The following is a 15,492-nucleotide window of genomic DNA, read 5'->3' as shown; positions in this document are numbered from 1 at the left end:
TGGAAGGGCTTACTATGCATCAGACTACCAGCACAGAAAACGAAGTTGCACGGCTCAGAGCGTTACAAGAATTAGGACTTCTTGACATGCCTGATGATGATCGTTTTGACCGCATTACCCGCCTAGCTAAAGTCATATTTGATACCCCTATTGTGTTTATCAGTTTTGTGGGCAAGGATCAGCAGCTTCTGAAGTCCAGCATTGGGACCGATATTACCAATACACCAAGAAGCATTTCGTTTTGTCATCACGCCATTGAACAAGATAAATTGATGATTGTTGAAGATGCCTTGCTAGATGAGCGCTTTCAAGACAATCCTTTAGTAATTGGCGACCCTCACATACGTTTCTATGCCGGTGCGGTACTTAGATCCTACGATCAATATCCAATAGGTACACTGTGTATTATTGATACCAAACCACGTCAATTATCAGAGCACGAACAGACACTGTTATTGGATTTGGCGCAAGGTGCACAAAACGAACTTCATCTTCATTTTATGCACGCTCTACAGCAAGAAAATCAGCGCTTATCTTGGATAAGTGGACAAATCTCTAATGGGGTTTTATACACTGATGTTAATAAGCGCATAGTGTGGTGCAACGAAGGGTTTAGTCGATTATCTGGCTATCGTCTCGATGAATTAAAAGGTAAGAAGCCAAGCGAAATATTGCAAGGGCCAGAAACCTCTCAAAAAACCATTCAAAAACTCAAGCGCCAAATAGACAAAGAATGGCCTTTTGAAGCGGATATTCTGAATTACAATAAAAGTGGTAAAGCCTATTGGGTTCATATATATGGTGTGCCTTTAAGAAGCAGTACAGGGGATATTTATGGTTATATCGCCATACAGCGTGATGTAACCGCAAAAATGAACAGCTACTTAGAATTAAAAAAATTAGCTTATGTAGATGAATTAACAGGCTTAGCAAATCGAAGGTATTTGGATGAGCGTCTAGAGCAACTGACAGCGTCTGTTTCTATTAATACGCAGTTAGCGCTTTTTATTATAGACCTCAATGGTTTTAAAAGAATCAATGATACCTTTGGGCACCTCGCAGGTGATGAAGTCTTGGCAGAAGTTGCCTCTCGACTCATCAACGTCACCAAGCAAGAAGACATCCTTTCTCGATTAGGAGGAGATGAATTCGCCATTGTTATCAATGGCATCACTCAGTACGAAATAACGCGAACGTGTGAACGTTTACTAAAGCTGTGTTTAGAACCTATCTTATTAGAAACGGGCGATGAAGTCGCGTTTGGTATGAGCATCGGTGTGGCGCGTTATCCAGACGATGCAAACACAGTAAAAATGCTGTTTCAACTGGCAGATCAGGCGATGTATCAAGCGAAACAGAATCAAACCGGCGCGTCTATTCATACCGCATTGGATGAATAAACACATCATCTTTATTCTTTTTATTCCGTAGGAAATAGCTTGCAGATATATGAAAGTATATGAGCATCAATAACCTATTATTGATAAGAGAAGGGTGATATGTATTTGATTTGTTTACGTGTTTTTTTGTCATTTTTTGTATTTTAATTTAATAACCGATATGTGAAATATTATTTTCATTTATAATTGATAGGCGTTTAATACATGCTGGAACATTATGATTCTAGTATGTATATCATGAAGAAATAGGTTGTTCGATGGTTCTCATTGATAGTAATAACCAGGATGCAAAAGGAAGGGAGGATCTATTTATTTTGTCTTATTGATAACAGTAGGTTATTTAAAAAACAAAATAGATTACTTAAAGATGAGTCGTTCTTAAGTAGGCTAGCATCATAGCAAACGACGAAACGGGTACAGGGGAAAGAAATGATCAGAGATATGAAGATTGGTGTGCGCTCCGCCGTCGCCTTTGGGATTTTAGGTGTCATCACCTTTTTGTTAGGTGTGTTTTCTATTATGCAGCTAGCGAAAATAAACGAAGTGACAGATATTTTGAGTTTGCATAGAATTCCGGCTTTGTCCACCGCGACAGAGTTGAGACGCGATATATTGCGCAGCCAAATATTGATTGCGGAACTGTCTGATGCACAGAATCAGCAAGAACGTGATGACGTTAAAAGACAAATGGATGCCATCGTTAAGGAATACGATGAGTCAGAGAAAATTATGTACACGCTAGCTCGTAGTCCAGAAGCAAAAGCGATATTGGATAGTGTTGCAAAATTGCACGATTCTTTTTCTTCTACCCTACCACAGCTATACACACTTTCTAATGAACAAAAGGTTATGGAAGCATTAGCTTATCGACGTAATATCGTGACACCCGCCGCTGAAGTGTTAACGACAGAAGTGGATAAACTGGGGCAGTTTCAGTTGGCGCGTGCGAGTCAAGTTAATGATCAAGCCACACAAACTTATACCAACTCCAGAAGTGCGTTGATTTCGGGCATTATTGTCACCCTAATTGTGTTAAGTGCACTTGCGTATTTCTACAGTCGCAGTTTGACACAGCCTCTTAGCTACGCAGTGGCGGTGGCTAAGCGTGTTGCAAATGGCGACTTGACCGAGCAAATCACAGATAACCACAATGATGAAGCCGCAGATATGCTTAGGGCGTTAGCAGCGATGCAAACACAACTGAGACAAACACTCACGTTAATCAGCGATTCATCTCAGCAGCTTGCGGCTACGTCCGAAGAATTAAGTGTGGTGACCAATCAGTCTTCTCAAACCATGTCTCAACAGAGTAATCAGTTAGAACAAGCCGCGGCCGCGGTGAATCAATTGACCGCTGCGATTGAAGAAGTGGCTCGCAGCGCCAGCTCGACCAGTGATAACGCTGAAGTAGCGGATGAAAAGGCACAGTTAGGCCAAGCTAAAATCAATGAAACCATTAAAACAGTGGAATTGTTAACCACAGACATTCAGCATTCGGCTAATGGCGTAACCACGTTAGCGGGCAATGTTAAAAACATAGTTTCTGTTTTGGATGTGATTCGAGCCATTGCAGACCAAACGAATTTGCTCGCTCTAAACGCAGCCATTGAAGCCGCGCGTGCGGGTGAAAGTGGTAGAGGTTTTGCCGTTGTGGCCGATGAGGTCAGAGCGCTTGCGCATCGTACGCAAGAGTCCACCAAAGAAATTGAAAAAATGATTCAATTGATTCAGTCCGAAACCGATCAAGCGGTTACGAATATGACCAACAGCAATCAGCGTGCTGAATCTACGTTACTGATGGCAAATGACGCAGGTCAGGCATTCAATGAAATAACCCGTTTGATTGGTCAGATTAGCGATCAAAACGTCACCGTTGCCAGTGCCGCAGAAGAGCAAACCAGCGTAGCAAGGGAAGTCGATAAGAACTTAATCCATATCCTTGACCTGTCAGCGCAAACTGCAGAAGGGGCGAATCAAACCAGCGCGTCGAGTCTGGATCTATCACGACTCGCTGAGCAATTGAATAATCTGGTTTTAAAATTTAGGCTTTAAAAAAGAGAGATGTGTTTCATATTGGAGCACGTTTAAGTTGTTTCTAATGTTGAATGGTAGATGGATGAACTGGACAAGATGGACAGGTCAACATAGAAGGCGTTAGCGTCAGAAACACAGAACAAAGCCCGATGCGACGAAAACTTTTTCTAGACGTATCGGGCTTTTTATTTGTTAAACCGCTTAGAGGGAGCGGTGATCGAATAATGTGACAAGCAAAATCTTGGCAGAGGTTTTACTCGCTGTCTTGATTTTGCAGGGCGACATAGAAATCCTCTAGCGTAACGGGTTTTGATAAAAAATACCCTTGTGCTGAGTCACAGTTGATCGCCCTAAGGGTATTAAGCGTATTTTTATCCTCGACCCCTTCTGCCACAGTGGTTAGTCCAAGTGTTTTTGCCAACACCACAATGCCTTTTACTAGGCTATAGTTCTTTAAGCTGTAATTGTCTGCAGATTCATCGAGCTGCCTGACAAAGGATTGGTCAATTTTTAATGTAGCGGCTTTGAAGCGACTTAAATAATGTAAGTTAGAATACCCCGTCCCGAAATCATCAATCGCAAAGCTGATCCCTTTCTCATTAAGGGTTTCGATTTGCGAATCGATCGCCTGTTGATCTTGCATCAACATGGACTCCGTAATTTCTAATTCTAAATACTGAGGCGACAAGCCTGACGCCGCCAAAATACCAAACACATGTTCTGGCAACATACCGCTGCTTAATTGTGCGGCTGATAAGTTCACTGAAACGGGAATATCGTAGCCTTTTTCTAGCCAATGTTTGCAATCCTTACAGGCTTGTTTTAGTACAAACAGGCCAAGATCATCGATTAAACCGTTTTCTTCCGCTAAGGGAATAAACACCGCCGGACTCACCCAACCAAACTCTTTGGATTGCCAGCGAGCGAGGGCTTCCACACCATTAATCGCCAAGGACGCCAGATCGTATTTAGGCTGATAGGCTAAAAAAAGTTCGTTACGATCAATCGCTGAGCGCAACGATTGGATCATTTCTAATTTTTTACGATGTTCATCTTGCCACTGTGGTTGGTAAAGTAGAGCTGCATTTTTACGGCTGAGTTTTGATCGGTACATGGCTTGATCAGCAAGCCGACAAAGCTCATTAAAATTCGAGCCATGAGCGGGGAAATGTGACACTCCAATGGAAGCAGAGACTTTAAAGGTATGTAATTCTATTTGTATTTCTTGAGCGATTGTTTCGAGAAATAATTCGTAACGCTGTCTGCAATCGGCACTATTTGAATAAAGGAGTACCAAAACAAATTCATCACCTCCAAATCGACAGCAAATCTCACCAGGCTTTAGCAATGCATTTAAGCGATCAGCCAAAATCTGCAGTGTGATATCGCCATAATGATGCCCATAGGCGTCATTAATGGGTTTAAAGTTATCAAGATCGATAAACACAACAGACAGCTGTTTCTCTGTCTTGGCAAGCGTATTAAAGGTTTGTTCGGCATTGGTACGATTAGATAAACCAGTTAGTGGGTCTAATGTCGCAATTCGTCGAACTTCTTTTTGAGATTTCCTAGATGCTTGATTTTCGCTCCATAAATCGTACAGCAATGAACGAAAATCTTTAGCAATAAACCAAGCGCTAAAACTGGCAATAAAAAGGCATAAGTTGATCACCACAATAGAGACATTACTGACTTTTGGTGCTGGATTAGGCCAATAGCCCAGACGAATAGCAAGCAAGAGTAGAGAGCAGTAAAGGCTGATAAATACGGCCAAACATAGGAAAGTGAGTTTTGAGCAAAAAAGTGCCGCATACACCAAAATAATGGCATAACACATGACAATAGGGCTATAAATAGCGTTATTATTAGTAATGAGAGCACTTATTTGCAGCGTGATTAACCACAGAAAGCAAGCCACAGCCAGCTTGTTGTTGGGGCGCGAATGGATAAGCCAAAAGATAGCGCACATCCCAACCGCCGAGCAAAGTAGGATGATTTGTGCCATGGGACCAGCAAAAGTCGATCCAACAAGAGAGCCGACAAAAAATACCGAGATCACCTTTATAAAGTGTTTTCTTTGTCTTTGAGCAAGTTCTGCTGGCTTATAAAGCATGACTACTCCTGTTAAATAGTAATTGTTATTAAACAACTGAGTGTGAAGTATTTTAAGTAATCAGAACGCCAGTGCCAATATTCACAAATGACAGATAGAGGTCTTCTGGCGCAACAGAATATAATAATGACAACCACCATTGTGATGCGACCTTTTACCTGTTGATGAGAGAGATAGCAAGAGGGAATGGTTTATGCGGAGAAACTTTGATGAAACCAACCATCAAATTGGCAGTGTATCCATGTTGATAAAAGCCGCAGGCTACGAATGTCATGCCGGATTAGGGGCGTGACTCCCTCATCCAGCGTATTTCTTGATGACATCAGATTGTGTCGACAACGAATATCATGCTCTATAAAAAACAGCGTGACGGTCTTTTATAAGCTCGCCAAATACACCGCCGGGGAACCGTTTACATCGGAGCTGTAAAGTACCGACTTATTGTCTGGCGTAAACGATGGGTGAGGATGATTGATTTGACGATCGCCATTCAAGACGGTCCAGCTGGTGTTGTGTTCGGCAATGGCACGAATATCGCCTGTATTGAGATTGAGCAGGTACAGGTTGGGATCGTTTTGTATCGTGTGTCCATCATGATCGGATACGTCAACTGGCGTACCTGAGCCGTCTCCCACGACCAAACTACCGTCATGGTTACTCATCAAATGACTGCAGGCGGGCATCTCCGCTTCGACTTTAAAAGCCAGCGTTTGCGCATCGACGGAGCAAAGTTGGCGTTTATCCATATGTGGTCGATAAGACACAAACATCATCTTTGAGCCATCTGGTACGAAAAACTCATGGGTGCAGGACTCATCGTCATCTTGCTCATGGACTTTGCGCATGTTGTCGCCACTTTCGTCAATCATCCACATGCGTGTTGCCACTAAATCGTGGGGACCTTCATGGCAAAACGCAATGGTGTTGTCGTCATTTGGCCGATACAGCGGATGCCCAAGCCAAATGTTTTCTTCAAAGATCGTGGTGCGTTGGCCAGTGTTAAGATCGATTGAGATCAAACGGCAACGTGGCTTTTGGTGATAAAACTGGGCAAATTTTTCCCAACTGTCCAAACTCATGTAATCTGTATCTTTGATTTCAATCGCAACCACTTTCGTACAATCTGAATTGGGTACCCAAGTGCCGTAGCCAACCCAGCCATTAGCCACCTCATACAACACATTATGTTCTTGGGTTTTAAGATCAACACGAATGAGCTGCTTGTTATTTTTCACAAAGATCAGCGCGTCATCTTGTGTGGTAAGAAAGCCACCAAAGACATTATCGCCTTTGCCTTCAGTAAGTTGTATGGCGCTTTCATTTTGTAAATCTAAAAGATGGTAGTTTCTGTTTGTGTCGAAATTAGCCGAGATAAGCAGTTTATTGCCATCTTCAGTGAAGCATTTTTGGTAAAAATAGTTGCGGTGGCAGACGCTACCGTTCGGTGTTAACTGAGTAACAATGGTGCCAGTGCTGGCATCAACAGTGCGCTGAAATGCCAAAGGTGTGATCTGTCCAAGTGACATAATATCCTCTCTTATTTTTGTTAGTACGGTATTGCCTGTGCTGCTCATGTCGTATCAGCGGGGGCTTTTTTTATTTATCAGGACTGCTTTTATTGACGACTGCATATCTTGCGTCCCATTCCCCTCCACAAGACCTAAAAGATAGCATTTAAAAAATAATAAAAAAATAAAAATGAAAAGCTGTTTTAAAAAAATAAATTTACCGTTGTTATTTTTTTATTCTTCTTCTACTATGTTTTGACAACATCCAATAAAAACAACAATCAGAGTTGCACACTATGTATGAAAATCATCGCTTAGGGTTGCTGTACATCAGTCCGTATATCATCGGCTTACTGCTGTTTACAGCCTTTCCTTTTTTGTCATCCTTGATCATCAGTTTCACCAACTACGATCTCATTAATCCACCGGAATACGTTGGCTTAGATAATTATCGTTACATGATGGATGACGATACCTTCTACCAATCTATGGGGGTCACGTTTGCGTATGTGTTTCTGACCATTCCGCTAAAACTTGCCTTTGCACTCTTCATTGCCTTTGTTCTGAACTTTAAGTTGCGTGGTATCAAATTCTTCCGCACCGCTTATTACATTCCTTCTATTTTGGGAAGCAGTGTGGCGATCGCCGTGTTATGGCGGGCGATATTTTCCCTTGATGGCTTGCTCAATAATTTTTTAGGGATTTTTGGCGTCGAAGCGATTTCTTGGTTGGGGGAGCCGGTGTTTGCCATGTTCTCTGTGACCTTGTTACGAGTATGGCAATTTGGTTCAGCGATGGTCATCTTCCTGGCGGCGCTACAGAGCGTACCGCAATCTCAGTATGAAGCGGCATTGATAGATGGCGCGTCTAAATGGCAGATGTTTACTAAGATTACCGTGCCTCTTATTACTCCGGTTATTTTCTTTAACTTCATCATGCAGACCACTCAGGCGTTCCAAGAGTTTACCGCGCCTTACGTGATTACTGGTGGTGGCCCAGCAAAATCGACGTATTTGTTCTCACTTTATATCTATGAAACAGCGTTTAAGTATTTCGATCTTGGTTATGGCAGCGCGCTTGCTTGGGTGTTGTTTTTAGCTGTGGCGGTTTTTACGGCGATTTCATTCAAATCATCTAAGTACTGGGTGTTCTACTCAGGTGATAAGGGCGGTAAGTGATGATGAATAAAGTATTCCCAAATAAAGCAGCCTTGTCTGCTGACTTAAAGAACAATCCAATGCTCAGAGCAGAAATTCGTAAGCAACGAGTAGGAGCGACTATTCGCTACATCATCTTGCTGTTCTTTGGGTTGGTGATGTTGTACCCGTTATTTTGGATGTTCTCAGCGGCGTTTAAACCCAACCATGAAATCTTTAGTTCGTTGAGTTTATGGCCGAAAGAATTTTCCCTAGATGGTTTTATCAATGGGTGGAATACCGGCACGGAATATACCTTTGGTCGATTCTTTCTGAATACCTTGTATTACGTGGTGCCGAAAGTGATTTTGACGGTGATCTCATCGGTGATTGTCGCCTATGGTTTTGCTCGTTTTGAGATTCCCTTTAAGAAATTTTGGTTTGTCACCTTGGTGGCCACTATTTTACTGCCTACGTCTGTATTGCTGATCCCTCAATACTTAATGTTTCGTGAAATGGGTATGTTAGATAGTTATTTGCCCTTGTACTTGCCAATGGCCTTTGCCACACAAGGCTTCTTTGTCTTTATGTTGATTCAGTTCCTACGTGGTTTGCCAACGGACATGGAAGAAGCGGCACAAATCGATGGTTGCAACTCTTATCAGCTGCTTTGGTACATAGTCGTGCCCATGCTGAAACCCGCCATTATTTCTGTCGCACTGTTCCAGTTTATGTGGTCAGTAAACGATTTCTTGGGGCCACTTATTTATATTTCCAGCGTGGAAAAATACCCCATCGCTTTGGCGCTCAAATTATCCATTGATGTCACCGAAGGCACTCAATGGAATGAAATATTAGCCATGGCATCCATTGCCATTGTTCCGTCCATTGTTGTTTTCCTAATCGCACAGAATTACTTCGTAGAAGGTATTTCGTCTGGCGGCGTTAAAGGGTAGGTGAATCGTATGTCTAAAGTTGTCTTTGAAAATTTGACCAAGGTGTATTCGAACGGGTTTAAAGCCGTTCATGGGATTAACCTAGAAATTGAAGATGGTGAATTTCTCGTTGTCATCGGGCCTTCTGGTTGTGCGAAATCAACGACCTTACGTATGTTGGCGGGATTGGAGTCCATTACTGGCGGCTCGATCAGCATTGGCGGAAAAGTCGTAAATGGTTTGCCACCCAAAGATCGCGGTATTGCCATGGTATTTCAAAACTACGCTCTGTATCCCCATATGAGTGTGCGGGAAAACCTCGGCTTTGGTTTGAAATTAGCAAAAGTCAGTAAGGCGGATATTGAGAAACAAGTGAATGAAGCTGCTGAGCTGCTTGAGCTTACGCCTTTGCTAGATCGCTTGCCGCGTCAGCTTTCTGGCGGCCAAGCGCAGCGCGTTGCGGTCGGTCGTGCCATTGTCAAACGCCCTCAAGTCTTCTTGTTCGATGAGCCTTTATCTAATCTGGATGCCAAGTTACGCGCATCTATGCGGGTGCGTATCTCAGATCTGCATAAAACCCTGAAAAAAACCAACCGCTCGGCCACCAGTGTCTATGTCACCCACGATCAGACCGAAGCCATGACCATGGGCGACCGTATTTGCGTGATGAAAGACGGACACATCATGCAAGTAGATACGCCAGCCAACCTTTATAAGTACCCAAAAAACTTGTTCGTTGCCGGATTCATTGGCGCGCCAGAAATGAACATGGTTGAGACCCGTTTAGATCGTACGGGTGAGGGTAAGTGCCACTTAGCCTTGTCGTCTCAGATGTTGGGTTTGCCAGATGAAAAACTGCAGAAAGTCTTAACCAACTTCACCGAAGACGTGGTGTTTGGCATTCGCCCTGAATTCATCAAATTAGCCGATGACAATTCACCACGGGATGAACTTATCAAAGGCACGATTGTGCGTATGGAAAACATGGGCGCAGAGTTTTATGTCCACTTTACCGTAGAAGACAGAGAACTTTGTACACGGATACCTGCGGATGTGGTCGAAGCCAAATTATTAGACGCCATTGGCAAAGAACACCTTTTCCATTTTGAAATGAACAACGGTCATATTTTTAGCAAAGCAACCGAGATAAACATCTCGCTGTAAAAGACAGCCACACACGAAAAAATTGTATCGCAAATAAAAAAGCCAACGAGGAAAAGCAGCATGAAAATAAGAACAATCGCTCTGTTCGTCGGATTAGCGTCCGCAGGTTCCATGATGAGCATCAATGCCAGCGCAGAAGAACTGCGCATGTCATGGTGGGGAGGGAACTCCCGACACACAGCAACCAACGAGGCTGTTAAAGAGTTCGAAAAAGTGCATCCAGAGATTTCTGTTAAAACAGAATACACCGGCTGGGGTGGTCATTTAGAACGATTAACCACCCAGATAGCGGGTAATACCGAGCCAGATGTGATGCAAACCAACTGGAATTGGATGCCAATTTTCTCCGCGCGAGGGGATGGTTTTAAAGACTTGCGTGAATACAGTAATGTGCTGGACCTATCTCAGTTTGATCAGTCGGCCCTTGAGGCAGGCACTAATAATGGCAAGTTAAACGGTATTCCTGTTTCCATGACTGCACGAGTCTTTTATTACAACAAAGACACTTGGGCAAAAGCCGGATTGCCTTATCCCGTTACTTGGGATGATTTGATGAAAGCGGGACCTGTTTTTAAAGAAAAATTGGGAGATGAATACTTTCCTCTCATGTTAGAAGGCCGTGACATTATTGCCATGAACCGTTCTTTTATGGTGCAAAAATACGGCATCCCGATGATCGATGAAGCGAAGAAAAAGTTCGCTTACAGCGATGAACAAATGCTCGAATTTTTCAAAATGTACGAAGACATGGTCAACAACCATGTTACCCCCAGCAGTAAATACGTGGCGAGTTTCGGTAAAGCCAACCTGTACGAGCATAAACCTTGGATTAATGGGGAATGGGCAGGTGTGTATATGTGGAACTCTGCCATCAACAAATACAACGACAATTTAAGACCACCACAGTCAATGGAATTGGGCTTTTACCTAATGCAAAAAGGCGCCGATGACGCAGGTCTGTTCTACAAACCTGCACTGATGCTCTCTATCGGCAAAAACAGCCAAAACCCGGAAGATGCTGCGAAGTTGATTAACTTCCTATTAAACGAGCCAGAAGGCTACAACGCAATGGGCTTGGCTCGTGGTGTGCCATTGAGTCTGGCTGCCCGTCGTGCCTTATCACTGGATGGTACCATCAAAGACGATGATTTATCGGTCGCTGGTTTGGCTCAAATCGACGATTTGCCAAAAAAACTGATCACCTCACCGCATTTTGAGAATCCGAAATTACTGGGGTTATTTGAAGAGATGATCGAAAAGATGGACCAAGGATCGATGACGGTCGAACAAGCGGCAAAGGAATTCATGTCTCAGGGAAATCGCATTTTGCGTAGAGCGATTAAATAAGCATAGCGTTGTAAACCCTAGGAAAGAGGCATGACACACAATTGACTTTTGTAGGTCGCGGCTTTAGCCCGACAAGACGTAATTTGTTGTAGTGAGTTTTTTGTCGGCCTAAAGACACGACCTATATTGTCCAAAATTTAATAAAGATGAGGAAACACTATGTTCGACCTGACAGGAAAAGTAGCCATTGTGACAGGATGTAATACCGGCCTTGGGCAAGGAATGGCATTAGCATTGGCAAAAGCAGGCGCTGATGTGGTGGGTGTTAATCGTGACAATCCAACACAAACCATCGAACTCATGGCAAAAACAGGCCGTCAATTTCACAGCGTTATTGCCGACATGAGCAAAATGGACAGCGTTGATTATGTGATCAAAGAGGCGGTTTCAGCGTTTGGGAAAGTCGATATTCTTGTGAATAACGCAGGAATCATTCGTCGCAATGATGCGCTGGATTTCACCGAAAAAGATTGGGACGATGTAATGGACTTAAATATTAAAGCGGTCTTTTTTATGTCTCAAGGCTTTGCCAGACAAGTCATCACCCAAGGCACTTCAGGCAACATTATCAATATTGCCTCTATGTTGTCTTACCAAGGTGGCATTCGAGTACCATCTTACACAGCATCAAAAAGTGGCGTAATGGGCGTGACTCGCTTATTGGCTAACGAATGGGCAAAACATGGCATTAACGTCAATGCTATCGCTCCTGGTTACATGGCGACGGACAACACAGCGGCGTTACGCGCCGATGAAGATCGTTCAAGTGAAATCTTAAGTCGTATCCCTGCGGGTCGTTGGGGAACGCCTGGAGACATGGCCGGACCCATTGTGTTCTTAGCATCGGAGGCATCGCGTTATGTAAATGGCTATACCATTGCGGTAGACGGAGGCTGGCTAGCGCGATAACTTGCCTATTTTCAAGTCGTGCGGACAGTTTGCGGACAATGGTGTAAGCCATAACAGATGTCCGCACCCGTCATGTCTGACGTTTTTTGATAGGTGAGAGTGACTAATACGGTTTCATTTTGTAATCTTGGCTGTAACAACTATAAAATTGCATTACAATTGCAAAATCCTATTTCAAAAAAAATGAAACTAATATGACAAACGAAGAGAACAATCAACAAATCGAACCTGTATCCTCGGTCATGAAAGTGTTTGCGATATTAAACGCGATGGCAGAACACAAATCCGTCGGCGTAACAGAGTTATCGCAAACCGTTATGACATCAAAAAGTACCGTCTATCGGTTTTTACAAACCATGAAGATGCTCGGCTTCGTCTCCCAAGAAGGCGACGATGACCGTTATTCACTAACGTTAAAACTGTTTGAAGTTAGCTCAAAAGCACTGGAACATGTAGATCTTGTGTCCTTAACGGAACCCTACATGGCGAGCATTGCCGAGCAAACCAAAGAAGCATTACACCTTGGTATTCGTGACGGTGATGGCATCATCTACATCTATAAAGTAGACGCACAATACAATCTGCGCATGCAATCTCGTATTGGTGGTCGTAACCCGCTTTACTCCACTGCCATTGGTAAAGTGTTACTGGCGGAACGCCCAGAAAGCTATATTCGCGACGTTTTTAAAGACACGCAATTTGTACCTTCTACGGAAAAGACACACCGTACCATAGACGCCTTGTTAGAAGAGCTCCAGCAAGTCAAAGTACAAGGCTATGGCGTTGACAATGAAGAGCAAGAAGAAGGTCTACGCTGCATAGGTAGCCCTATTTATGATCGTCTAGGCAATGTTATTGCAGGGCTAAGTTTGTCTTTCCCAACCCTACGTTACACGCCAGAGAAGTTTGAAAAGTACGTTAGCCTATTGCAAGAAGCAACGAGCAAAATATCGGAAAAACTCGGTCACACTAAATAGTATGACCTTAGTCTCTTTAAAAGCTGGCCTCATTATGACGCCAGCTTTTTTTTTGGGCTCTTGATTGGGTTTATCATCGCTGCATGTGGATTGTAGAAAATTAACTGTATAGCTATAAAAATAAATGAAACAGCTTTTCATAAAAGATTGAATAATGTTTTATCACTGCTATAGTAGAGAGGTCTAAAACAAAAATACAAAGAGTTGTCCTATGTTTGTTTACAATAACGAAGTTCCTCTGGAAGACCTTGGTGCAGGTGTATCTCGCAAAATCATGGCCTATTCAGATAACATCATGACAGTGGAAGTGCACTTTGAAAAAGACGCCATTGGTCCACTGCATAGCCATCCTCATGAACAATTGACCTATGTTTTGTCGGGTAAATTTGAATTCACTATCGGCGATGAAACCAAAATCGTTGGCCCAGGCGACACTCTGTACAAAAAACCAAACGTCCTGCACGGCTGCCGTTGTTTAGAACCCGGCACACTGCTCGACAACTTCACCCCCGTACGTAAAGACTTTTTATGAACAAGCGTCCTGCCACAAGGACCTAATCACACCACTCAGGAGAAAATAATGAAAATTGCACTGATGATGGAAAACAGCCAAGCGGGCAAAAACGCGACCATCCTGGCACAACTCAACGCCGTTGCAGGCCCCTTAAACCATGACGTTTTTAACGTGGGCATGAGCGATGAAAACGATCACCACCTAACCTACATTCACCTAGGCATCATGGCGAGCCTATTATTGAACTCAAAAGCCGTCGACTTCGTGGTTTCTGGCTGCGGTACAGGACAAGGTGCCATGATGTCGCTAAACGCTCATCCAGGCGTGATATGTGGCTACTGCCTAGAACCTTCCGACGCCTTCTTGTTTAACCAAATTAACAATGGCAACGCCATCGCCATGGCCTTTGCCAAAGGCTTCGGCTGGGCCGCTGAACTCAACGCACGTTACATCTTCGAAAAAGCCTTCACCGGCCCCCGTGGCGAAGGCTACCCAGTCGAGCGTAAAGAACCACAAGTCAAAAACGCCGGCATTCTCAACCAAATCAAAGCCGCCACCATGAAAGACAACTACTTGGATGGCCTAAAAGCCATGGACCAAGACTTAGTGAAAACCGCCGTATCCGGCGAACGCTTCCAGCAATGCTTCTTCGACAACAACCAAAACTCAGATATCGAAGCCTACGTGCGTTCTTTGTTATAAATTTAAAGGCTCAATCTGGTCTCAACAACCAGATGGATTCTTGAGGGGATTGGTAGGTCTAATGTTAAAAAACCTCTATGGATTTCCATAGAGGTTTTTTAGTGTTTGGTAAAGCAACTTTTTATTTAGCAGAAATGGCTTTATCCACAGAGAAAGCACCCGCACCGCTGAACACCAAAGAAACCGCAACAATCAATAGGGTCAGCGCGTATTCATAACCGTTGTTTGCCATGAACAAGCCATTTGAAAAATGCACAGAGAAAATGGCTATAAGCATAGTAAAAGCAACCACCGCGGCTGCTGGGCGAACCAGTAAACCGATAACGAGCGCCAAGCCGCCAAAGAATTCTGCGCTACCGGCTAAAAGTGCCATCAAGTAACCCGGCTCTAAACCGATAGAGGCCATCCATTGTCCAGTGCCTTCCAAACCGTAACCGCCAAAAGACCCAAACAATTTTTGCGCGCCATGTGCCATTAGGATTAAACCCACTGGAATACGCAGAATAGTGCTAGCGACGCCAGACGTTGTGTTAGTCATTTTTTGAATGAAAGATGCCATATTTATTTACCTCGGTGTGAGTGATGCTCTGTTTAAGTTGTGTGTACTATATATAAAAAAAAGAAATAGAGTAACGGAGCTTTTTGAGGTAATTGATCAAAAAAATTGAACATTCACTGAAATGCTGCCTCGGATGCGCTTTTTATTGGTAAATCTCCCTATTTGGTTTAGTTATAAGCAAAAAAGTAGCAGAA

At 43.4% G+C, this 15,492-nt stretch carries 13 protein-coding genes; 10 read left to right on the top strand and 3 right to left on the bottom strand.

The window, feature by feature from the left end; genetic code table 11:
* The first annotated feature begins 14 nt into the window (after positions 1-14).
* Entirely contained in the window at positions 15-1,400 is a 1,386-nt protein-coding gene (locus DK187_RS09405) for a diguanylate cyclase domain-containing protein (protein ID WP_111607099.1), read from the top strand.
* Positions 1,401-1,829: 429 nt separating this feature from the next.
* Positions 1,830-3,452, top strand: a complete 1,623-nt coding sequence (locus DK187_RS09400; protein ID WP_111607098.1) for a methyl-accepting chemotaxis protein — start codon at positions 1,830-1,832, stop codon at positions 3,450-3,452.
* A gap of 235 nt (positions 3,453-3,687) precedes the next feature.
* Here the strand turns inward: DK187_RS09400 and DK187_RS09395 are convergent, their stop codons facing one another.
* Complete coding sequence (locus tag DK187_RS09395; RefSeq protein ID WP_111607097.1) at positions 3,688-5,547, bottom strand: putative bifunctional diguanylate cyclase/phosphodiesterase; 1,860 nt, start codon at positions 5,545-5,547, stop codon at positions 3,688-3,690.
* Between the two features lie 377 nt (positions 5,548-5,924).
* Positions 5,925-7,073 (bottom strand): oligogalacturonate lyase family protein, encoded by a 1,149-nt coding sequence (locus tag DK187_RS09390; RefSeq protein WP_111607096.1) that lies wholly within the window; start codon positions 7,071-7,073, stop codon positions 5,925-5,927.
* A gap of 278 nt (positions 7,074-7,351) precedes the next feature.
* Here DK187_RS09390 and DK187_RS09385 point away from each other — a divergent pair, with 278 nt between their 5' ends.
* From DK187_RS09385 to DK187_RS09350, 8 genes are all read left to right on the top strand, one after another.
* A complete protein-coding gene (locus DK187_RS09385) occupies positions 7,352-8,233 on the top strand; it encodes a carbohydrate ABC transporter permease (RefSeq protein WP_111607095.1) in 882 nt (293 codons plus the stop codon).
* Entirely contained in the window at positions 8,233-9,147 is a 915-nt protein-coding gene (locus DK187_RS09380) for a carbohydrate ABC transporter permease (RefSeq protein WP_223232296.1), read from the top strand. Before DK187_RS09385 ends, DK187_RS09380 begins: the two co-directional genes overlap by 1 nt.
* Positions 9,148-9,156: 9 nt before the next feature.
* On the top strand, positions 9,157-10,290 hold the full coding sequence (locus DK187_RS09375) for an ABC transporter ATP-binding protein (protein ID WP_111607094.1): 1,134 nt from the start codon (positions 9,157-9,159) through the stop codon (positions 10,288-10,290).
* A 60-nt stretch (positions 10,291-10,350) separates the two neighbouring features.
* Positions 10,351-11,637: an ABC transporter substrate-binding protein gene (locus DK187_RS09370; RefSeq protein ID WP_111607093.1), complete on the top strand. Its 1,287-nt coding sequence runs from the start codon at positions 10,351-10,353 to the stop codon at positions 11,635-11,637.
* Between the two features lie 159 nt (positions 11,638-11,796).
* The gene (gene kduD / locus DK187_RS09365; protein WP_111607092.1) at positions 11,797-12,546 is read left to right on the top strand and encodes a 2-dehydro-3-deoxy-D-gluconate 5-dehydrogenase KduD; all 750 of its coding nucleotides are present in this window, start codon (positions 11,797-11,799) and stop codon (positions 12,544-12,546) included.
* Between the two features lie 194 nt (positions 12,547-12,740).
* The gene (gene kdgR / locus DK187_RS09360; RefSeq protein WP_111607091.1) at positions 12,741-13,523 is read left to right on the top strand and encodes a DNA-binding transcriptional regulator KdgR; all 783 of its coding nucleotides are present in this window, start codon (positions 12,741-12,743) and stop codon (positions 13,521-13,523) included.
* A gap of 211 nt (positions 13,524-13,734) precedes the next feature.
* Positions 13,735-14,055 carry a cupin domain-containing protein gene (locus DK187_RS09355; protein ID WP_111607090.1) on the top strand — a complete coding sequence of 107 codons (321 nt, stop codon included), beginning with the start codon at positions 13,735-13,737 and terminating at the stop codon, positions 14,053-14,055.
* Between the two features lie 48 nt (positions 14,056-14,103).
* The gene (locus tag DK187_RS09350; protein ID WP_111607089.1) at positions 14,104-14,739 is read left to right on the top strand and encodes an RpiB/LacA/LacB family sugar-phosphate isomerase; all 636 of its coding nucleotides are present in this window, start codon (positions 14,104-14,106) and stop codon (positions 14,737-14,739) included.
* 121 nt (positions 14,740-14,860) lie between these two features.
* Here the strand turns inward: DK187_RS09350 and DK187_RS09345 are convergent, their stop codons facing one another.
* Positions 14,861-15,298: a DoxX family protein gene (locus DK187_RS09345; protein ID WP_111607088.1), complete on the bottom strand. Its 438-nt coding sequence runs from the start codon at positions 15,296-15,298 to the stop codon at positions 14,861-14,863.
* Positions 15,299-15,492 lie beyond the last annotated feature (194 nt).

The sequence above is a fragment of the Marinomonas arctica genome, assembly GCF_003259225.1.
Classification (GTDB): domain Bacteria; phylum Pseudomonadota; class Gammaproteobacteria; order Pseudomonadales; family Marinomonadaceae; genus Marinomonas; species Marinomonas arctica.
The sequence above is the reverse complement of the archived record's forward strand: the minus strand, read 5'-3'. Positions and strand labels throughout refer to the sequence as shown.